Below are 17,402 nucleotides of genomic sequence, written 5' to 3'. Positions count from 1 at the left end.
ATACTCGCTGTACGCCGTATGGGAGCTGTTCTACGGTGTATAGCATGCCCACTCCGCAGAGCCATCCCCAGCGCTGGCTGATACTCGGTGTCATATGTCTGGCGCAGCTCACCGTGCTGCTCGACAACACCGTGCTGAACGTCGCGATCCCCTCGCTCACCCGTGAACTGGGCGCGAGCACCTCCGACATCCAGTGGATGATCAACGCCTACTCGCTCGTGCAGTCGGGACTGCTGCTCACCGCGGGCAGCGCGGCCGACCGCTACGGCCGCAAGAAGATGCTGGTCACCGGGCTCGTCCTGTTCGGCACGGGCTCGCTGGTGGCCGGACTCGCGGACTCCACCGGACAGTTGATCGCCGCGCGGGCCGGCATGGGCGTCGGCGGCGCGCTGCTGCTGACCACCACGCTGGCCGTGGTGATGCAGATCTTCGCCCCCGAGGAGCACGCCAGGGCGATCGGCATCTGGGCCGCGGTCAACGCCCTCGGCTTCGCCGCCGGGCCGCTCATCGGCGGCTTCGTGCTGAACCACTTCCGGTGGGGCGCCGTCTTCCTGATCAACCTGCCGGTCGCGGCGCTCGGCCTGGCCGCGGCCGTGGCCCTCGTCCCCGAGTCCAGGAACCCCCGGGGCGAGCGCCCGGACCTGCTCGGCGCCCTGCTGTCCACGGTCGGGATGACCTCGCTGGTGTTCGCGATCATCTCCGGCCCGTCGCACGGCTGGACCTCGGCCCGGGTGCTGGTGAGCGCGGCCGTCGCGGCGGCCGTCCTCGCCCTGTTCGCCCACTGGGAGAGCCGGGTCCAGGACCCGATGCTCGACCTGGAGTTCTTCCGCGACCGCCGCTTCAGCGGCGCGGTGGCCGGCGCGGTCCTGATCACGTTCGGCATGGGCGGCGCGCTGTTCCTGCTGACCCAGCACCTCCAGTTCGTCCTCGGGTACGGCCCCCTGGAGGCGGGGCTGCGCACCGCGCCGCTCGCGCTGTCCGTCGTCGCCCTGAACTTCTCCGGCCTGTCGGCGAAGTGGACGAAGCGGCTCGGCACGCCGGTGTCGATCGCGCTGGGCATGGCGCTGATGTCCGGCGGCCTGGTGTCGATCGCCACGCTCGCCGCCCACGGGTACGCGGGGACGCTGCTGGGCCTGCTGCTCATCGGCGCGGGCTGCGCGGTCGCCAACCCCGCCATGGCGCACGCCATCATGAGCGCGATACCGCCGGAGAAGGCCGGCGTCGGTGCGGGGATCAACGGCACGCTCGCCGAGTTCGGCAACGGACTGGGGGTCGCCGTCCTGGGCGCGGTGCTCAACTCCCGGTTCGCGGCGCTGGTCCCGGTGGCGGCGAGTTCGCTGCCCGCGGCGCTGGCGGCCGCCGACGGGGAGCGGGAGCGGGCCCGGGTCACCGACGCGTTCTCGTCCGGACTTCAGGCCAGCCAGCTGGTGGGCGCGGTGGCCGTGCTGCTCGGCGGGTTCCTGGCCGCGGCGTTGTTGCACCGGGCGGAGCGGGCAGACTCGGAGGTGGTGACGGCGTAGGCCCTGGTCCGGGCCTTTGGCAGGGTCCCGGTCCGGGTCCCGGACCGGGGGCGGCCGAGGTGCCCGACCTGGCATCGTGACCGGGCCGCGGGAGTGTCGAGGAAGGTGCGCATGGAGCAGGCGGAACAGAGCGAGCCGGGCGAGCGGACGGAGCAGGGCGAGAAGGGCGAGAAGGACGAGAAGGGCGAGAAGGGCGAGCGGACGGAGCAGGGCGAGAAGGGCGAGCAGGCGGCCGGGCGGCCCGCGCGCAGCAGTGTGTGGCTGGCGGGCAAGGCGCGCCGGGGCGGACGCGGGAGCGGCCAGCCGTCGGGTCTCGACCGTGACCGGATCACCGAGGCCACGGTCCGCCTCCTGGACGCCGAGGGGCTGGCCAGGTTCTCCATGCGGCGGCTGGCCGCCGAGCTCAACGTGACCGCGATGTCCGTCTACTGGTACGTCGACACCAAGGACGACCTCCTCGAGCTCGCCCTGGACGCGGCCTTCGGCGAGCTGCGCCTGCCCGATCCGGACGCCGGGGACGCGAAGGACTGGCGCGACGGGCTGCGGACGCTGGCCGCCGAGTACCGGGCGCTGCTGGTGCGGCACCCCTGGCTGTCGCCGCTCGCCGGGCGGTACCTCAACATCGGCCCCAACTCGATGGCGTTCTCCCGCCAGGTGCAGCGCGTGGTGCGCCGCACGGGGCTGCCCGCGCACCGCGTCACGGGCGCGATCTCCGCCGTCTTCCAGTTCGTGTACGGCTACGGCACGATCGAGGGACACTTCCTCGCCCGCGTCGCCGACGCCGGTGTCGGCCCGGACGACTACTTCCGGCAGGCCATGAGCGCGGCGGTCGAGGCCCCGGACACCGCCGACGTGATCCAGGAGTCCCGGGACCTGATGGCCGCACGCGGCGGCGACACGGTCGCGGAGATGCTGGACCGCGACTTCGCCTTCGCCCTGGACCTGCTGGTGGCGGGCATCGAGGCGATGGTGGAACGCGGCTGACCGGGCTCCCGAGGCCCGCTCTCCCGGCCCGCTCTCCCGGCCCGCTACCCCTCGGGCGCGAGCCGTGCCGGGAAGCCGCCGGTCGCCACCGGGCCCCAGCGCTCCGGGGTGATCCGGATGATCGACTTGCCCTGCTTGACCATCGCGGCCCGGTACTCGTCCCAGTCGGGGTGCTCGCCGGCGATGTTGCGGTAGTACTCGACCAGGGGCTCCACGGAGTCGGGGCTGTCGACGACCTCGGCCGTGCCGTCGACCTGGACCCAGGGGCCGTTCCAGTCGTCGCTGAGCACGATCACGCTGACCCGGGCGTCCCGCCGGGCGTTACGGGTCTTGGCGCGCTCCGGGTAGGTGGAGACCACGATCCGGCCCGAGTCGTCGACCCCGCAGGTCAGCGGCGACCCCTGGGGGCCGCCGTCGGCCCGCCGGGTCAGCAGGAGGGCGCGATGGCGGGGGCGTACGAAGTCGAGCAACTCGTCCAGCGTCACGGCGGTGTTGGTCGCGATGTTCGGTGCCATGGAGCCAGCCTAGGCCAGCCGCTCAGGCCGACCGGGCCTGCGACGCGTCGTCGTACACGGGCACGTCGCGACGTACCCCGGTCAGCTCCAGGACGCGGCGCGGCACTCCTGAGGGTGAGGCGGCGACCCGTAGCGGGACCCGCGGACCCAGCAGCCGGCGTACGTCGTCGACCAGGCGGGCGCCCTGGGAGTCCATGAAACGGGTGCCCGTGAGGTCCAGGATCAGCATCGCCAGTCGGTCGCCGCGGGCGTGCACGGCGCCGGCGACGGCGTCGAACACCGCGGTCGCGTTGGAGAGGTCTATTTCCGGGGGGAGGGTGAACAAGGTGCAGCCGGGCAGGTCGCGCACCCGGCAGGGTGTCGGGAGGTAGGTCACGTCACTCACCTGGCAGAAGGCGTACTCGTCCGGACTCCGGGGAGGCCACTTCCTGACCTGCCGCCCATTCCACCATGCCCACGGCCCGCTGTGAAAGGGCGGCCGGACGGTCCGTCAGCCGGGCGTCACCTCCATCCGACAGAGCGGTTAAAGTGCTCTTCGTCCTTTGCTCGCAGTCGGGAATGTGCTGCGGAGCTCTCCTGCGCACGGCCGGTCGGCCGTGCATGCCGAAGAGGTTCGTGGTGACTGCGTCCGAGTTTTCTGAATTGCCCCGATTTCCGGTCGGGTTCGAGCTGGCCGAAGCCCTGACGTCGGCGGCTCGGCAACTGCACGACACGGACACCCCGCACAGCACCCTGCGCACCGCGGTCCGGCTGGCCGTGCACCTGCTGCCCGGGGCCGAGCACGCCGGGATCTCGGTGCTCGACGGCGCCGACCGTCGGCACGCGGTCGCCTGGTCCGACGACGTCGTCCGCGCCGCCGAGTCCCCGGCGCGGGCCGGTGCCGAGCGACCGTACTGGCACGGGTTGTGGAACACACCGGTCGTACGCCTCGACGACAGCGAATCCGTGGACGGCGAGGGCGAGGGCGACGCGGAGCTGGCCGGTCTCGGGCTGCGTTCGGCGCTGGCGCTGCGGCTGCGGGCCGACCGGCAGCGCCTGACCGTGCTGACCGTGTACGCCCGCAAGCCGCGCACCTTCGACGAGGCCGCCACCCGCGTCGGCCGGCTGTTCACCGCGCACGTCGGCCTGGCCCTCGACTCGGCGACCGTGCGCGAGCAGCTCACCGAGGCCATGCGCACCAGGGACCTGATCGGCCAGGCCACCGGCATCCTGATGGAGCGTCTGAACATCGACGCGGCGGAGGCGTTCGACAGTCTGGTGCGCGCCTCGCAGCGCGAGAACATCAAGCTGCGCGACCTGGCCCGCACGGTCGTGAACGCCAACACCCACTCCTAGGCGTGTTCCGAAAGTCCCGTCCGCCCGGCCGGGATCAGGTCTGCGGCAGCGACTCGCCCTGCACCGCCTGGATGTCCAGCTCGACCCTGAGGGTCGTGCCGATGGCCGCGATGCCGGCCTGGACGACCTGGTTGTAGTTCATGGCGAAGTCCTCGCGGTGCAGCTCCGTGGTCGCCCGGAAGGCGGCCCGGGTGCCGCCCCACGGGTCGGAGCCGGTGCCGAGGTAGGAGAGGTCCAGGTCGACGGGCCGGACGACCCCGCGCATGGCCAGCTCGCCGTGGACGGTCCAGCGGTCGGAGCCCGCCGCCGTCAGGCCGGTGGAGCGGAAGGTGATCTCGGGGTGGACCTCGGCGTCCAGGAAGTCCGCGGAGCGCAGGTGGGTGTCGCGCGTCCCGTTGCCGGTGTCGATGGAGGCGGCGCGGATCACCGCCTCGACCCGGGACTTGGTGACGTCGTCCGGGGCGATCTCCACCGTGCCCGCGAACTCCGTGAACCTGCCGCGCACGCTGGAGATGCCCAGGTGCTGGGCGATCGCGCCCACCGTGGAGTGCGCCGGGTCGATGGTCCACGGCCCCGGCGGCGGCAGCTCGGTGCCGCCCTGCCGGGCCAGCGTCACCGTCCCGACCTCGGCCCGCCCGCTCGCGGTGACGATCGCGCTCGCGGCGGCCGGCGCGTACCCGACGGCCGTGACGATCACCGTGTACGCCCCCGGCGCCAGCGGGTTCGCGTCCCGTACCGCGCCCTCGGCGTCCGCCTCGGCCCGCAGCACCTGGCTGCCGGTCGTGTCGGTCACCGTGACGACCGCGTGCGACACGGCCCATCCGTCCCGGGTGCGGATCCTCGCGGTCAGTCCCATCCCGTTTTCTCCCTGCAAAGCATCAGAAATTGGTCGTGATGAAACCGGCCCGTGGCGGGGCGCGCCGCCGCTCCGGGCGCGCCGGCCGCCACGGGCCGGGGTGTGACTACTCGCCGGGGTGGGCGAGCCGGATGTCGTGTCCGTCGACGCCGGGTCCGGCGACCGTCAGCGCGGTGGCCACCGGCGGGTAGCCCGTCGCGATCACGGTGTACTCGCCGCCGTCCAGGTCGGTGAAGGCGTACGCGCCGTCCGTCCCGGTGGTGGCCGTGCCGACCACGTTGCCCGCCGCGTCCACCAGCGTGACGCGGGCGTCGGCCAGCGGACCGTGCGGGGCCCGCACCACGCCCTGGAGCCGGGCGCCCGGGGCGAGGTCGATCTCGATCCGGGTGACGCCGGTGCCGCCCACCTCGACGGGCAGGGCGCGGGGCCGGTGGCCGTCGGCGTTGACGGCGAGGGTCACCGTGCCGGGCACCAGCTCGGCGAAGGCGAACTCGCCCTGCTCACCGGTGGTGGCGGTGGCCAGCAGGTCCCCGCGCACATCGGTGACGATCACCATCGCGTCCTTGACCGGCAGCGCGCTCTCGGCCTCGCGGACGACACCGGTCAGCCCGCTGGTGCCGCTGAGCAGGATGTCGTACGCCACCGGCTCGCCGTCCACGACGATCGTGGAGGCCTGCGGCTGGTAGCCGTCGGCGGAGGCGATCAGGACGTACGAGCCCGTGCCGGGCGCGTCCACCGCGTAGGAGCCGTCGGACTGCGCGACCGACCGGCCCAGCTGCTGTCCCGCCAGGGAGATCAGCGTGACCGCGGCCCGCGGGACGGGCGTGCTCTCGGCGCCGCGCACGAAGCCGCGCACCGGGGTGCCGCCGTCCGTGGCCTCGCCGACGGCCACCGTGGCGACCGCGGCCGGGCGCCGCGTGCCCTCGGGACCGGCCTGCGCGAGGGCGGGCTCGGGAGCAGTGGCCGGAGCGGGGGCGCTCTCCGCGGCCCGATCCGCGTCCGCGACCGGGGTCTCGGCCGCGGAGTCCTCCGAGGCGGCCTGCGCCAGGGAGCCCTTGCTGCGCAGCGGGACCTCCTTGATGAACAGCGTGATGAGGAAGGCGAGCAGCGCCAGGACGGACGCGATCATGAAGACGTCCGCGATGCCGTGGCCGTACGCGCTCTCGATGACCGTGCGCAGCGGCGCGGGCAGCGTGTCCATGTCGGGGATGCTGCCGCTGGAGTCGGACGCGGCGGCGGCGTACTTCGGGTCGAGGCCGGCCAGGCCGTCCTTGACGTAGTCGGTGATGCGGTGGGCCATGACCGCGCCGAGCGCGGAGACGCCGATCGCACCGCCGAGGGAACGGAAGAAGGTGACCGTGGAGCTCGCCGCGCCGATGTCGGAGGGCGCCACCTGGTTCTGCGTGGCCAGGACCAGGTTCTGCATCATCATGCCGATGCCGAGGCCCAGCAGGGCCATGAAGACGGCCATCTTCCAGTAGTCCGTGTCGTACCGGATGGTGCCCAGCAGACCGAGACCGGCCGTCACCAGCACACCGCCGCTGACCAGCCAGATCTTCCACTTGCCGGTCCGGGTGATGAACTGGCCGGACACGGTGGAGGAGACGAACAGACCGCCGATCATCGGGATGGTCAGCACGCCGGACATCGTCGGGGACTTGTCGCGGGCCAGCTGGAAGTACTGGCTGAAGAAGACCGTGCCGGTGAACATCGCGACGCCGACGAAGAGCGAGGCGAGCGACGACAGGGTGATGGTGCGGTTGCGGAACAGCCGCAGCGGGATGATCGGCTCGCTGGCCTTCGACTCGACCAGGACGAACAGCAGTCCGAGGACGATCGAGCCGCCGACCATCGTCCACGTCTGCCACGAGATCCAGTCGTACTTGTCACCGGCGAAGGTGACCCAGACCAGCAGCAGCGAGACCGCCGCGGAGATGAAGAACGCGCCGCTCCAGTCCACCTTCACCTGGCGCTTGACGACGGGCAGGTGCAGGGTCTTCTGCAGCACGATCAGCGCGATGACCGCGAAGGGCACGCCGACGTAGAAGCACCAGCGCCAGCCGAGCCACTCGGTGTCGGTGATCACGCCGCCGAGCAGCGGACCGCCGACGGTCGCGACCGCGAACGTGGCACCCAGGTAGCCGGAGTAACGCCCGCGCTCACGCGGGGAGATCATCGCGGCCATGACGATCTGGGCGAGGGCGGACAGACCGCCGACACCGACGCCCTGGACGACACGGCAGGCGATGAGCATGCCGGGGTTCTGCGACAGACCGGCGGCGGCCGATCCCAGCACGTAGATGATCAGCGCTATCTGGACGAGCGCCTTCTTGCTGTACAGGTCGGACAGCTTGCCCCACAGGGGGGTGGTCGCGGTCATCGCCAGCAGCGAGGCGGTGACGACCCAGGTGTAGGCGGACTGGCCGCCGCCCAGGTCGCCGATGATCTTGGGCAGGGCGTTGGAGACGATCGTGGACGACAGGATCGCCACGAACATGCCGAGCAGCAGCCCGGAGAGCGCCTCCATGATCTGCCGATGGGTCATCGGGGCGTCGGAGGAGCCTCCCCCGTGCTTGGCGTGAGCCCGCACACCGGCTGGTGTGGTCGTTGCCATGGGCTTCCTTCTCTTACGTGCTTGCGGGTGTACGGGTGGTCGTCTCGAGTGCGGGAGGCGGCAGCCGGGGCGAGGAACGGCAGTCGCCGAAGCTCGCTCTCAGGCGTGTCATCAGCCCTATGAGCTGTCCGACCTCGTCGTCGGTCCAGTCGCTCAGCCGGTCGGCGAGCAGCTGGGTGCTCCGCCGGTACAGCGTGTCGAGCTGGTCGCGGCCCGTGTCCGTGAGGTGCAGGATGCGCGAGCGCTTGTCCGCCGGGTCGGGGGACCGTTCGATCCAGCCCCGTTCGGCGACGTGCGCGACATGACGGCTGGTGACCGACATGTCCACGGCGAGCAGCTCGGCGAGCTTGCTCATGCGCATGTCCCCATGGCGGCCGAGCAGCGTCAGCACGGCCGCCGAGCCGGCCGGGCAGTCGTGCGGAAGGATCCGCCCGAGGTCCCGTTTCACGGCCCCGACGGCGCTGAGCTGATGGGCCAGCTCCTGGAACTGCGCCTGCTCGGCCATCACACCTCCGGTATTCGTTGCTTAGGGCAACCATGGAGATGTTGGTTGCTACAGGCAAATAAAACGGGGCGCGTGGGCTCCAAAACTTGGCAAAGGCAAGTATTGCGAACGTAAATCCGCAGGTGGGCCCGGGTGGGGCGGGGCGGACCCGGGACCGGAGCCCCCACTTGGGCCGGACCCGCCGAATTCGCTAGTGTCCTGGCCCATGGCTAACTCCCAGAACCCGCAGGGCAACCACGACCCCGCCGGCAGCACCCAGATGTTCCGCGCGTTCGTCGACGAGGCCCCCCAGGGCCGTCAGCAGCAGGCGGTGGCGTCGTCGAGCGGTCCCCGTATCGGCCTGATCGTGGGCGTCGTCGTCGCCGTCGCGATCGTCGCCGCGGTGGCCTGGCTCGCCCTCAAGTAGGCCGGGCCGCCGCCTCCGCCCCCGTCACGTCCACCGCATCCGTTCCGTCTGTCACGTCCGTCGTGTCCGTCACTTCCACTGGACGGACACGTCCCGCGTCTCCACGTGCATCCCGAGCGGCACGCGCCACGCGTCGACGCACACCGTCCAGGTCCGCTCCTGACGGGCGCCGGCCTCGATCGGGACCGGAAGCCCCACGGTCGACCCGACCGTGGCCCAGTCGACGCCCAGCGCGCCGATGATGTGCGTCCCGAAGGTCACCGTGCCCGAACGCACCTCGGTCCCGCCGGTGTTGCGCAGCGCGAGGCTCACCTTCTCGCACCACCGCTCGTCCGCCGCCGTACGCACCGGCTCGCCCACGCTCAGGGCGGCCGGCGCGGCGGACGCGGTCGGCGTGGAGGGTGCCGGCGGGGGGTGGGAGCCCGTACCGGATCCGGCCGGGACGGACGGGGGCGCCCCGGGGCCCGTACCGCCGGAGGACCCCGCGCCACCGGCCACGCCGCCGCCCGCGGAGGAGCCGTCGGGTGCGGAGCCCGGTCTTCCGGCCGTGGCGCCCGGCCCGGAGCCGACCGCGCGGCCGGCCCTCGAACCGTCACCGGCACTCGGCGAGCCGTCCCGGCCGCCGGCCCCGTCGAGGGGCACCAGCGTCACCTCTCCCGTCGGCCGTACCGCCCCGCCGGGCGCCGGTGACGGGCCCCCGCCCGCGCCGACCGCGGCGTAACCCCCGCCGCCCCCGCCGCTCCCGCAGGAGCCCAGCACCGCGCCCAGACAGACGACGACGGCCGCCGACGCGCCCAGTGCGGCGCCCCGACGGCCGGATGCCGATGTCGTCCGGACCTTCCGTACGGCCCGTACAGCTCGTTCAACCCGTGCAGCCCGTGTCGCTCGAAGCATCGCGCCATGGTGACCGACGCTCCGACAAAGAGGAAGCCTCGCGACCCGTGCGGAGTCAGTCCGAGATGAGCCCCTCGCGCAGCTGCGCGAGCGTCCGGGTGAGCAGCCGGGAGACGTGCATCTGGGAGATGCCGACCTCCTCGCCGATCTGCGACTGGGTCATGTTGGCGAAGAAGCGCAGCATGATGATGCGCCGCTCCCGGGAGGGGAGCTTGGCCAGCAGCGGCTTCAGGGACTCCCGGTACTCCACGCCCTCCAGCGCGCTGTCCTCGTAGCCGAGACGGTCGGCCAGGGAGCCCTCGCCGCCGTCGTCCTCGGGGGCCGGGGAGTCCAGCGACGACGCCGTGTACGCGTTGCCCACCGCGAGGCCGTCGACGACGTCCTCCTCCGACACGCCCAGGACGGCGGCGAGTTCGGCGACGGTGGGGGAACGGTCCAGCTTCTGGGAGAGCTCGTCGCTGGCCTTGGTGAGGGCCAGCCGCAGCTCCTGGAGGCGGCGCGGCACCCGCACCGACCACGAGGTGTCGCGGAAGAACCGCTTGATCTCGCCGACGACCGTCGGCATCGCGAAGGTCGGGAACTCCACCCCGCGTTCGCAGTCGAACCGGTCGATCGCCTTGATCAGGCCGATGGTGCCGACCTGGACGATGTCCTCCATCGGCTCGTTGCGGGAGCGGAAGCGGGCGGCCGCGTAGCGCACCAGCGGGAGGTTGAGCTCGATCAGGGTGTCCCGGACGTACGCGCGCTCGGGGCTCTCCTCGTCGAGAGCGGCGAGCCGCAGGAAGAGGGAGCGGGAGAGGGTGCGGGTGTCGATGGCTCCCGAGGTGGGGATAGCCGGGGCCGGCACTGCCTCGAGGGCCGTAACGGCGTCGAGCACGTCGGGCACGACGGGCGCCTCAGCACTCTTCGTGAGTGTGAGCACCTTCGAGCTGCCCTGGTCTTCGGACATGCCACCCCCTTTGGGTCGCGGGACGGTCGCGGCGGAAGTTCCGGCGAGGAACATCAGCTTTCACCTGAATACCGGAGCCGGAGCCACGGCAAACGCTCTTCCCGCAGAATGTCACATGTCGGCAACGCGCTGTAGTGACATGTCGACATGTGAGTAACGAATCAGCCCTGGAAAGACGGGGTCTGACGATCTTTCACCGCACAACTGTCGGGAACGCCCCTGGTGGGCGATTCGCTCTCGACGGTGACCATTCGATCCCGTGTGCGGTTATGCCTCGATGCGGTTCGCGGAGCGCAGCCGCTGGAAGCTGCGCGCCAGCAGCCGTGAGACGTGCATCTGGGAGACGCCGAGTTCCGCGCTGATCTGCGACTGGGTCAGATTGCTGTAGTAGCGCAGCAGCAGGATTCGCTGTTCGCGTTCGGGTAGCTGGACCAGGAGGTGGCGGACCAGGTCGCGGTGCTCGACGCCGTCCAGCGCCGGATCCTCGTAGCCGAGCCGGTCGAGCAGTCCGGGCAGCCCGTCGCCCTCCTGCGCGGCCTCCAGCGAGGTGGCGTGGTACGACCGTCCGGCCTCGATGCAGGACAGCACCTCGTCCTCGCCGATGCGCAGCCGCTCGGCGATCTCGGCGGTGGTCGGGATGCGGCCGAAGGCGGTGGTCAGGTCCTCGGTCGCGCTGTTGACCTGTACCCACAGCTCGTGCAGCCGGCGCGGTACGTGGACCGTGCGAACGTTGTCACGGAAGTATCGTTTGATCTCGCCGACGACCGTCGGCATCGCGAACGTCGGGAACTGCACGCCCCGCTCCGGGTCGAAGCGGTCGATGGCGTTGATGAGCCCGATGGTGCCGACCTGGACGACGTCCTCCATCGGCTCGTTGCGGCTGCGGAAGCGGGCGGCCGCGTAGCGCACCAGCGGGAGGTTGGCCTCGATGAGCGCCCCGCGCACCCGGTCGTGCTCCGGAGTGCCCGGCTGGAGGTCCTTCAACTGGGAGAAGAGCACCTGGGTGAGCGCCCGGGTGTCGGCACCGCGACGCTTCTCCGGGGCCGGGACGGGGGCTTCCGGGCTCCCGGGGGCCTCGGCACCCTCGGGGCCCGCGGGTGCCCCCAGTGCCCCCGGCGCTCCCGGTGCTCCCGGTGCGGAAGAGGTTCCTGGGGCCGGGGAGGCCACGAAGGTCGTCGCGAAGGTCGTCACGGAGGTCGTCTCCCGGATGGCGGTCTCCTCCTGGGGCGGCGCAGTACTGGCCGACACGGTCAACGCCACCTCTTCATCGGTCAATCATCCGTCAAAAGCGGTCATAGCATCACAAGACATGTGCACAGTGTGCAAGCACTGCATAATGCCGTGTTGAGGGCGAGTTGACACAGATGGCACAGGAAAGCCCCGCAACGTTCGCTCCGATGCGGGGCTTCGCGGGGCTGTTCGTGTGTGCGTGGGACCGGCGGCTCAGAACGTGTAGTCCGCGATCACCCAGGTGGCGAACTCCCGCCAGAGGGCGACGCCGGCCTGGTGCGCCGGGTGCTCCAGGTAGCGCTTGAGGGCGTCCGCGTCCTCGACCGCCGAGTTGATCGCGAAGTCGTAGGCGATGGGCCGGTCGCTGGTGTTCCAGCCGAGCTCCCAGAAGCGCAGCTCGTCGATCCGGCCGTCGAGCGCGCGGAAGGCGGCGACGCCCTCCACGACGCGCGGGTCGTCGCGTTCCACGCCCTCGTCGAGCTTGAAGAGGACCAGGTGGCGGATCACGGGCACTCCCTAGGGTCGTTCGTACGGATCGGGCCGGCCGAGGCCGTCCTGGCTGCGGGGAGGACGCGGCGCCGGGCTGCTCCGAGCGGTCGGCCCTAGTTCTTGGCCCCGTTGGCGACCCAGGTCATGAAGTCACCGATGGCCTGGGCGGCGTCCGATATGCCCTCGAAGGCTATCTGGACGTAGTCCGCCGCCTTGGCCGGGTCCGTGATGATCACGTACAGCGCGAAGACCACGAGCACATAGACGGCGATCTTCTTCGCATTCACCGCCACCGCGGCCTCCCCTGTGACTGGCGTGCCCCTGGAGCCCTGGCAACGGGCCCTGTTACCGGCGGCGAGTTTAACTTCACGGCGTGTTGAAGGACCAACGATCTTCCGCGACTTTCCGTCCGGGACGCACGAAGGGCCCCGTCTTTCGACGGGGCCCTTCTTCGGCGGTAGCGGAGGGATTTGAACCCTCGGTGACTTGCGCCACACTCGCTTTCGAGGCGAGCTCCTTCGGCCGCTCGGACACGCTACCGAGGGAGACACTACCCCAAGGTGGGCCGTGCTCTGAAATCCGTTTCCCGGGGACCCCCGGCTCGGGGCGTCCGGGCGGGTTTCAGCGGTCCCGGAAGAACTCGGTGAGCAGCCGTGCGCAGTCCTCGGCCAGCACGCCCTGGACGACCTCCGGGCGATGGTTGAGCCGCCGGTCGCGTACGACGTCCCACAGGGAGCCGGCCGCGCCCGCCTTGTCGTCCCGGGCGCCGTAGACGACCCGGTCCACGCGGGACTGCACGAGCGCGCCCGCGCACATCGTGCACGGCTCCAGCGTGACGACGAGCGTGCAGCCGGTCAGCCGCCACTCGCCGAGCACGGCGGCCGCCCGCCGGACGGCGAGCACCTCCGCGTGCGCGGTCGGGTCGCCGACCGCCTCGCGTTCGTTGTGCCCGGCCGCGAGCACGGTCGTGCCGTCCGGGGCCAGTACGACGGCGCCGACGGGGACGTCCCCGCCCTGGACGGCCCGGCCGGCCTCGGCCAGGGCGAGCCGCATCGCGGCCCGCCAGCGGTCGCGTACCGGGTCCGGTGCCCGTGCCGGGTCCGGTGCCCGTGCCGGGTCCGGTGCGGTCAGCGGACCGTCTCCAGGACGTCGGCGGCGCCGAGGGCCTCGGCGATCTCGGTCAGCGCGTCGTCCGACAGCAGCTTCAGCTCCTTCTCGCTGATGCCGAGGTCGTCGAGGATGCCGGGGTCGCCGACCGGGCCGTGGGGCACGATCTCGCCGGAGCCGCCGTCACCGGCGGTCCCGTCCTCGTCATCGTCGTCGGCCTGGCGGTCGCCGTCCTCGGTGCCGTCGAGGTCGAGCGAGTCCAGCTCGTCGTCCGGGTCACCCGGATCGCGGCCGAGCAGTTCGTCGGTGAGCAGGATCTCGCCGTAGCTGCTGCGGGCAGCGGCGGCGGCGTCGGAGACATAGATACGAGGGTCGTCCTCGCCGTCCACCCGGACGACACCGAACCACCCGTCCTCCTGCTCGATGAGTACGAGCACCGTGTCGTCGTCGGGAGAGGCCTCCCGGGCCAGGTCGGCCAGATCCGACAGGGTCTCCACATCGTCGAGCTCCGTGTCGCTCGCTTCCCACCCGTCTTCGGTGCGCGCGAGCAGTGCGGCGAAGTACACCGTGACTCTCCCACTGGTCATAGGCGTGCCGGTTGGGGGTCCCCCCGGCGGAGGTTGCGGGCGGGGAGAGCTGTGCTCCGAGCCCACCCACTCGGAATCGTGGCAGAAACAAGGCCTCCAGGGGACGTCTTCGGCTCCCTGTGTCTGGCAGTTTTGATCGCACGGAGGCAAGTACGTCCGAACAGGACTCACCAGCACACTCGTTGCCGCCACCTGCGGATCGTACGCGGCTTCCACCCCGCCCACGCACGGCCGCCGCAAGATCGCCTCCGTCCGGTCGTGCCCGCGGCGTGCCGCGCGCTACCAGCGGAAGGTCCGCATGCGCATGGCGTGCCGCAGCCGGGCGGTCCTGGCACGGCGCGGCTGGACGCGGTCGCGCAGCTCCCGGGCCTCGGCGAGGTCGCGCAGGAACTGGGCGCGTCGCCGACGTCGCTCGGCGGCCGTCTCCGGCGCGTCGCGGTCGGGCGGGTCACGCTGCTCTGGAGGCTCAGGCACGGCACCACCCCATCCCGGTCGTCATCACCACCTTCCCCCTGGCGGGCGGTTCGACGCCAGGGATCGTCCCGGGTCCGCGACGGGGGCCCGCCGAGTGCGCGAGCGCCGGGCGGGTCCGGCCCGGCTAGGGTTGGGGTCATGCGTCTCCACGTCGTCGACCACCCCCTGGTCGCCCACAAGCTCACCACCCTGCGCGACCGCCGCACCGACTCCGCGACCTTCCGCCGTCTCGCCGACGAGCTGGTCACCCTGCTCGCGTACGAGGCCACGCGTGACGTGCGCACCGAACAGGTCGACATCGCCACGCCGGTCGCCGAGACCACCGGCGTGAAGCTGTCCCACCCGCGCCCGCTGGTCGTGCCGATCCTGCGGGCGGGCCTGGGCATGCTGGACGGCATGGTCCGGCTGCTGCCGACCGCCGAGGTGGGCTTCCTGGGCATGGTGCGCGACGAGGAGACCCTGAAGGCCTCCACGTACGCCTCGCGCATGCCGGAGGACCTCTCCGGCCGTCAGGTCTACGTCCTGGACCCGATGCTCGCCACCGGCGGCACGCTGGTCGCGGCGATCCAGGAGCTGATCGCCCGCGGCGCCGACGACGTCACCGCGGTGGTGCTGCTCGCCGCCCCCGAGGGCGTGGAGATCGTGGAGCGCGAGCTGGCCGGCACCCCGGTCACGGTGGTCACGGCGGCCGTCGACGACCACCTCAACGAGCACGGCTACATCGTCCCGGGCCTGGGCGACGCGGGCGACCGGCTCTACGGCGCCGCGGAGTAGGCGTACGACCCGGCCGTACGCGGCCGGGAGGGGCCCTGGGCGGCCGCCGCGCGGCCTGTGTGCCTCTCGGGCGTCCCGCGGGCCCCGGGTCCCCTGTACGGCCCTGTCCGAACGCGCCCTGCGCGGACTGTCCCCGGGGCCCGCGCGGGGGTGTGCCGCCGTCCCCGCGCGGATTTCCCGGCGGCCCCGGGACGGCGGTGTTCTCACGCGGTGCCGCGCGGGTGGTGTTCCTCGGCAGGGCCGCGCGAACGGCGTTCTCCGGGGTCGCCCGAGACCCCGCGGACGTCCGCGGGGTCGCGTTCGGATGTTCGGACCGGCCGTACGGCCGTCAGCAGCCGTCCTTCTTCGTTGCGGCGGCCGACTGGGGCGTGTTCAGCACGGCCAGTGCCTTGTCGGCGTCCGTCTTCGCGGTCAGCTGCTTGAAGGCGGTGCCGATGACGAGGTCCACGTCGGCCCCCTTGCGGGCGGCGTCGGTGCGGAGCTCGGCGGCGGTCAGCTGGGTGCCGAGCACCGGCAGCGAGGTCTTCAGCGAGGACGCGGGGCCGAGCAGCAGTCCGGTGCCCGCGACCTTCTTGTCGAACTCCTTGGACGCGTTGCCCACTTCGCCGATGTGGAAGCCGCGCTTGGCGAGCTCGTCCGCGGTCTGCTTGGCGAGCCCGCTGCGGGGCGTGGCGTTGAAGACGTTGACGGTGATCTGGGCGGGCTTGGGCAGCACCACCACGGCGGCGGCCGTCGAGGGCTTCACCTTGATCCCCTGCGCGCAGGCCGCCTTGGTGTTGGCCGCTGCCTGGTCGCCGTTGCCGGTGAAGACGTCCACGAGCTGGAGTGTTCCCCAGCCCACCACGCCCAGCACGGCGACGGAGACGATGCCCACGACGACGAGCCTGCCGCGCCGCCGGGGAGGGCGCATACGCGGGTATTTGTCCCCCGTGATCCGGTACTGTCCGCCCATCCCGGGGGGAGTCAGCATGCTCATGGGCGCAGCGTAGTGCTCGAGGGCTGCCCTGCCTAATAGATGATCATCCGACTTGGTCGAGGAGTACCCGAAAGGGGCAAGCGTGACCTGAGCGGGGGTCAGTCCAGTTCGAGGACGCGGGCGTGCAGCACCTGACGCTGCTGGAGGGCCGCCCGCACCGCACGGTGCAGTCCGTCCTCCAGGTACAGGTCGCCCTGCCACTTCACGACGTGCGCGAAGAGGTCGCCGTAGAAGGTCGAGTCCTCCGCGAGGAGGGTCTCCAGGTCGAGTTGCTGCTTGGTGGTCACCAACTGATCGAGGCGGACCGGGCGCGGCGCGACGTCCGCCCACTGCCGGGTGCTTTCCCGGCCGTGGTCGGGGTACGGCCGGCCGTTTCCGATGCGCTTGAAGATCACACGGAAAGCCTACCGGCCCAGACGTTCCGGGCGCAGCCATGGAGACGGAGTGCGACGCCGGAAAAGACGGTCCAAAGCGGGGCGTTCGGGAACGGGGGCCCGGGGCGAACGGCAACGAGACGGTGCCGCGGGCTGTCGCCCCCGGGGCTTCCGGGCGGTCGTCGCTTCCTCGCCTCCGGCCGGGAAAGAGCGAACCCGGGGGAATCGGCGGCCCGTCCGCGGCTTTGGTCGCGGTCGTCCGTACGCGGTCCCTTCGTCTCATTCGCTCGAAAGTGGTCGGCGTCCTCCTTGTCACGCGGACACCGGGGGATGCGCCCGGCGACGTCGGCGGGGCGATGCGTTCCACCGCCGCCGCGCGGGTGTTGTGCACAGGCTGTGGACCGCGGACCGGACCGGCCGGACCGGACGCCCGCGGCGCCCGGTCCGGCTCCGGACTGAACCTCCGGCTCCGACCGCCGGATCGAACCTCCTGATCAGGCTTCCTGATCAGGCTTCCTGATCAGGCTTCCTGATCAGGCTTCCGGATCAGAGCGTCGCAGCGACAGCCGGATCGAACCGCGGGGCCGATCCCCGGATCTGCCGCGGCTCCGCTTCCCTCACGGGCAAGGCTGCGGGGGCTCCCCTTCGCTCACCCTTCGCGCCTTGCTCGTCCTTCGTGCCTCGCCCGCCTTCTCGGCTTCGGGCTTGGGCGTGTTGCGGGCGGCCTCGGCGCGCAGCAGGGCGCGCAGGACCGCGTACGGGTCATTGGGCATGGCTGTTCGTGTTCCTTGCGTCGTACGGGACCGAGTGGAC

21 protein-coding genes and 1 tRNA gene are annotated in these 17,402 nt (G+C 71.8%); 5 read left to right on the top strand and 17 right to left on the bottom strand.

Annotated elements, in window-relative coordinates; translation table 11 throughout:
* Positions 1 to 44: 44 nt before the first annotated feature.
* Positions 45 to 1,520 (top strand): MFS transporter, encoded by a 1,476-nt coding sequence (locus tag ACZ60B_RS02895; RefSeq protein WP_469383654.1) that lies wholly within the window; start codon positions 45 to 47, stop codon positions 1,518 to 1,520.
* Positions 1,521 to 1,775: 255 nt separating this feature from the next.
* Positions 1,776 to 2,504 (top strand): TetR/AcrR family transcriptional regulator, encoded by a 729-nt coding sequence (locus tag ACZ60B_RS02890; RefSeq protein WP_469384078.1) that lies wholly within the window; start codon positions 1,776 to 1,778, stop codon positions 2,502 to 2,504.
* 44 nt (positions 2,505 to 2,548) lie between these two features.
* Here the strand turns inward: ACZ60B_RS02890 and ACZ60B_RS02885 are convergent, their stop codons facing one another.
* Positions 2,549 to 3,019, bottom strand: coding sequence for a PPOX class F420-dependent oxidoreductase (locus ACZ60B_RS02885; RefSeq protein WP_469383652.1), 471 nt, complete (start codon positions 3,017 to 3,019; stop codon positions 2,549 to 2,551).
* Between the two features lie 22 nt (positions 3,020 to 3,041).
* A complete protein-coding gene (locus tag ACZ60B_RS02880; protein ID WP_469383650.1) occupies positions 3,042 to 3,395 on the bottom strand; it encodes an STAS domain-containing protein in 354 nt (117 codons plus the stop codon).
* 224 nt (positions 3,396 to 3,619) lie between these two features.
* Between ACZ60B_RS02880 and ACZ60B_RS02875 the strand changes: the two genes are divergently transcribed.
* Positions 3,620 to 4,354 (top strand): GAF and ANTAR domain-containing protein, encoded by a 735-nt coding sequence (locus ACZ60B_RS02875; protein WP_469383649.1) that lies wholly within the window; start codon positions 3,620 to 3,622, stop codon positions 4,352 to 4,354.
* A 34-nt stretch (positions 4,355 to 4,388) separates the two neighbouring features.
* On the opposite strand, the gene ACZ60B_RS02870 is transcribed toward ACZ60B_RS02875, so the two are convergent.
* The 3 genes from ACZ60B_RS02870 to ACZ60B_RS02860 all read right to left on the bottom strand — a co-directional run bounded on the left by ACZ60B_RS02870 (position 4,389) and on the right by ACZ60B_RS02860 (position 8,329).
* Complete coding sequence (locus ACZ60B_RS02870) at positions 4,389 to 5,210, bottom strand: YceI family protein (protein WP_469383647.1); 822 nt, start codon at positions 5,208 to 5,210, stop codon at positions 4,389 to 4,391.
* Between the two features lie 106 nt (positions 5,211 to 5,316).
* Complete coding sequence (locus tag ACZ60B_RS02865; protein WP_469384076.1) at positions 5,317 to 7,755, bottom strand: MFS transporter; 2,439 nt, start codon at positions 7,753 to 7,755, stop codon at positions 5,317 to 5,319.
* Positions 7,756 to 7,837: 82 nt separating this feature from the next.
* On the bottom strand, positions 7,838 to 8,329 hold the full coding sequence (locus tag ACZ60B_RS02860) for a MarR family winged helix-turn-helix transcriptional regulator (protein ID WP_469383646.1): 492 nt from the start codon (positions 8,327 to 8,329) through the stop codon (positions 7,838 to 7,840).
* Between the two features lie 205 nt (positions 8,330 to 8,534).
* On the opposite strand from ACZ60B_RS02860, the gene ACZ60B_RS02855 reads away from it, so the two are divergent.
* A complete protein-coding gene (locus ACZ60B_RS02855) occupies positions 8,535 to 8,735 on the top strand; it encodes a hypothetical protein (RefSeq protein ID WP_469383645.1) in 201 nt (66 codons plus the stop codon).
* A gap of 69 nt (positions 8,736 to 8,804) precedes the next feature.
* Here ACZ60B_RS02855 and ACZ60B_RS02850 read toward each other — a convergent pair whose 3' ends face one another.
* The 9 genes from ACZ60B_RS02850 to ACZ60B_RS02810 all read right to left on the bottom strand — a co-directional run bounded on the left by ACZ60B_RS02850 (position 8,805) and on the right by ACZ60B_RS02810 (position 14,465).
* A complete protein-coding gene (locus ACZ60B_RS02850; RefSeq protein ID WP_469383643.1) occupies positions 8,805 to 9,386 on the bottom strand; it encodes a hypothetical protein in 582 nt (193 codons plus the stop codon).
* Between the two features lie 298 nt (positions 9,387 to 9,684).
* A complete protein-coding gene (locus ACZ60B_RS02845; protein ID WP_469383642.1) occupies positions 9,685 to 10,578 on the bottom strand; it encodes an RNA polymerase sigma factor SigF in 894 nt (297 codons plus the stop codon).
* Between the two features lie 267 nt (positions 10,579 to 10,845).
* On the bottom strand, positions 10,846 to 11,685 hold the full coding sequence (locus ACZ60B_RS02840) for an RNA polymerase sigma factor SigF (RefSeq protein ID WP_469384075.1): 840 nt from the start codon (positions 11,683 to 11,685) through the stop codon (positions 10,846 to 10,848).
* Positions 11,686 to 12,021: 336 nt separating this feature from the next.
* A complete protein-coding gene (locus ACZ60B_RS02835; protein ID WP_469383640.1) occupies positions 12,022 to 12,315 on the bottom strand; it encodes a Dabb family protein in 294 nt (97 codons plus the stop codon).
* A 95-nt stretch (positions 12,316 to 12,410) separates the two neighbouring features.
* Positions 12,411 to 12,590: a hypothetical protein gene (locus ACZ60B_RS02830; protein ID WP_385775389.1), complete on the bottom strand. Its 180-nt coding sequence runs from the start codon at positions 12,588 to 12,590 to the stop codon at positions 12,411 to 12,413.
* Positions 12,591 to 12,752: 162 nt separating this feature from the next.
* Positions 12,753 to 12,837 (bottom strand) — tRNA-Ser (locus ACZ60B_RS02825).
* An 81-nt stretch (positions 12,838 to 12,918) separates the two neighbouring features.
* Positions 12,919 to 13,350: a tRNA adenosine(34) deaminase TadA gene (tadA, locus tag ACZ60B_RS02820; protein WP_469383638.1), complete on the bottom strand. Its 432-nt coding sequence runs from the start codon at positions 13,348 to 13,350 to the stop codon at positions 12,919 to 12,921.
* Between the two features lie 74 nt (positions 13,351 to 13,424).
* Positions 13,425 to 13,970, bottom strand: coding sequence for a tRNA adenosine deaminase-associated protein (locus ACZ60B_RS02815; RefSeq protein ID WP_469384074.1), 546 nt, complete (start codon positions 13,968 to 13,970; stop codon positions 13,425 to 13,427).
* Positions 13,971 to 14,270: 300 nt separating this feature from the next.
* A complete protein-coding gene (locus ACZ60B_RS02810; RefSeq protein ID WP_469383637.1) occupies positions 14,271 to 14,465 on the bottom strand; it encodes a hypothetical protein in 195 nt (64 codons plus the stop codon).
* A 138-nt stretch (positions 14,466 to 14,603) separates the two neighbouring features.
* On the opposite strand from ACZ60B_RS02810, the gene upp reads away from it, so the two are divergent.
* On the top strand, positions 14,604 to 15,239 hold the full coding sequence (gene upp, locus ACZ60B_RS02805; protein WP_469383636.1) for a uracil phosphoribosyltransferase: 636 nt from the start codon (positions 14,604 to 14,606) through the stop codon (positions 15,237 to 15,239).
* Positions 15,240 to 15,567: 328 nt separating this feature from the next.
* On the opposite strand, the gene ACZ60B_RS02800 is transcribed toward upp, so the two are convergent.
* The 3 genes from ACZ60B_RS02800 to ACZ60B_RS02790 form a co-directional block, all read right to left on the bottom strand.
* The gene (locus ACZ60B_RS02800; RefSeq protein ID WP_469383634.1) at positions 15,568 to 16,215 is read right to left on the bottom strand and encodes a LytR C-terminal domain-containing protein; all 648 of its coding nucleotides are present in this window, start codon (positions 16,213 to 16,215) and stop codon (positions 15,568 to 15,570) included.
* A gap of 98 nt (positions 16,216 to 16,313) precedes the next feature.
* Entirely contained in the window at positions 16,314 to 16,610 is a 297-nt protein-coding gene (locus ACZ60B_RS02795; protein ID WP_004943146.1) for a type II toxin-antitoxin system VapB family antitoxin, read from the bottom strand.
* 596 nt (positions 16,611 to 17,206) lie between these two features.
* Positions 17,207 to 17,362, bottom strand: coding sequence for a hypothetical protein (locus tag ACZ60B_RS02790; RefSeq protein WP_469383633.1), 156 nt, complete (start codon positions 17,360 to 17,362; stop codon positions 17,207 to 17,209).
* Positions 17,363 to 17,402: the final 40 nt, after the last annotated feature.

This window comes from Streptomyces sp. NPDC104096, assembly GCF_055584385.1.
Note: the sequence above shows the minus strand (reverse complement) of the source record. Positions and strands in the feature narration are given on the sequence as shown.

Coding starts and splice junctions, on each gene's coding strand:
- ACZ60B_RS02895 (WP_469383654.1), top strand. CDS start 45: ATGCCCACTCCGCAGAGCCATCCCCAGCGCTGGCTGATACTCGGTGTC.
- ACZ60B_RS02885 (WP_469383652.1), bottom strand. CDS start 3,019: ATGGCACCGAACATCGCGACCAACACCGCCGTGACGCTGGACGAGTTG.
- ACZ60B_RS02875 (WP_469383649.1), top strand. CDS start 3,620: ATGCCGAAGAGGTTCGTGGTGACTGCGTCCGAGTTTTCTGAATTGCCC.
- ACZ60B_RS02870 (WP_469383647.1), bottom strand. CDS start 5,210: ATGGGACTGACCGCGAGGATCCGCACCCGGGACGGATGGGCCGTGTCG.
- ACZ60B_RS02865 (WP_469384076.1), bottom strand. CDS start 7,755: ATGACCCATCGGCAGATCATGGAGGCGCTCTCCGGGCTGCTGCTCGGC.
- ACZ60B_RS02860 (WP_469383646.1), bottom strand. CDS start 8,329: ATGGCCGAGCAGGCGCAGTTCCAGGAGCTGGCCCATCAGCTCAGCGCC.
- ACZ60B_RS02855 (WP_469383645.1), top strand. CDS start 8,535: ATGGCTAACTCCCAGAACCCGCAGGGCAACCACGACCCCGCCGGCAGC.
- ACZ60B_RS02845 (WP_469383642.1), bottom strand. CDS start 10,578: ATGTCCGAAGACCAGGGCAGCTCGAAGGTGCTCACACTCACGAAGAGT.
- tadA (WP_469383638.1), bottom strand. CDS start 13,350: ATGCGGCTCGCCCTGGCCGAGGCCGGCCGGGCCGTCCAGGGCGGGGAC.
- upp (WP_469383636.1), top strand. CDS start 14,604: ATGCGTCTCCACGTCGTCGACCACCCCCTGGTCGCCCACAAGCTCACC.
- ACZ60B_RS02800 (WP_469383634.1), bottom strand. CDS start 16,215: ATGAGCATGCTGACTCCCCCCGGGATGGGCGGACAGTACCGGATCACG.
- ACZ60B_RS02790 (WP_469383633.1), bottom strand. CDS start 17,362: ATGCCCAATGACCCGTACGCGGTCCTGCGCGCCCTGCTGCGCGCCGAG.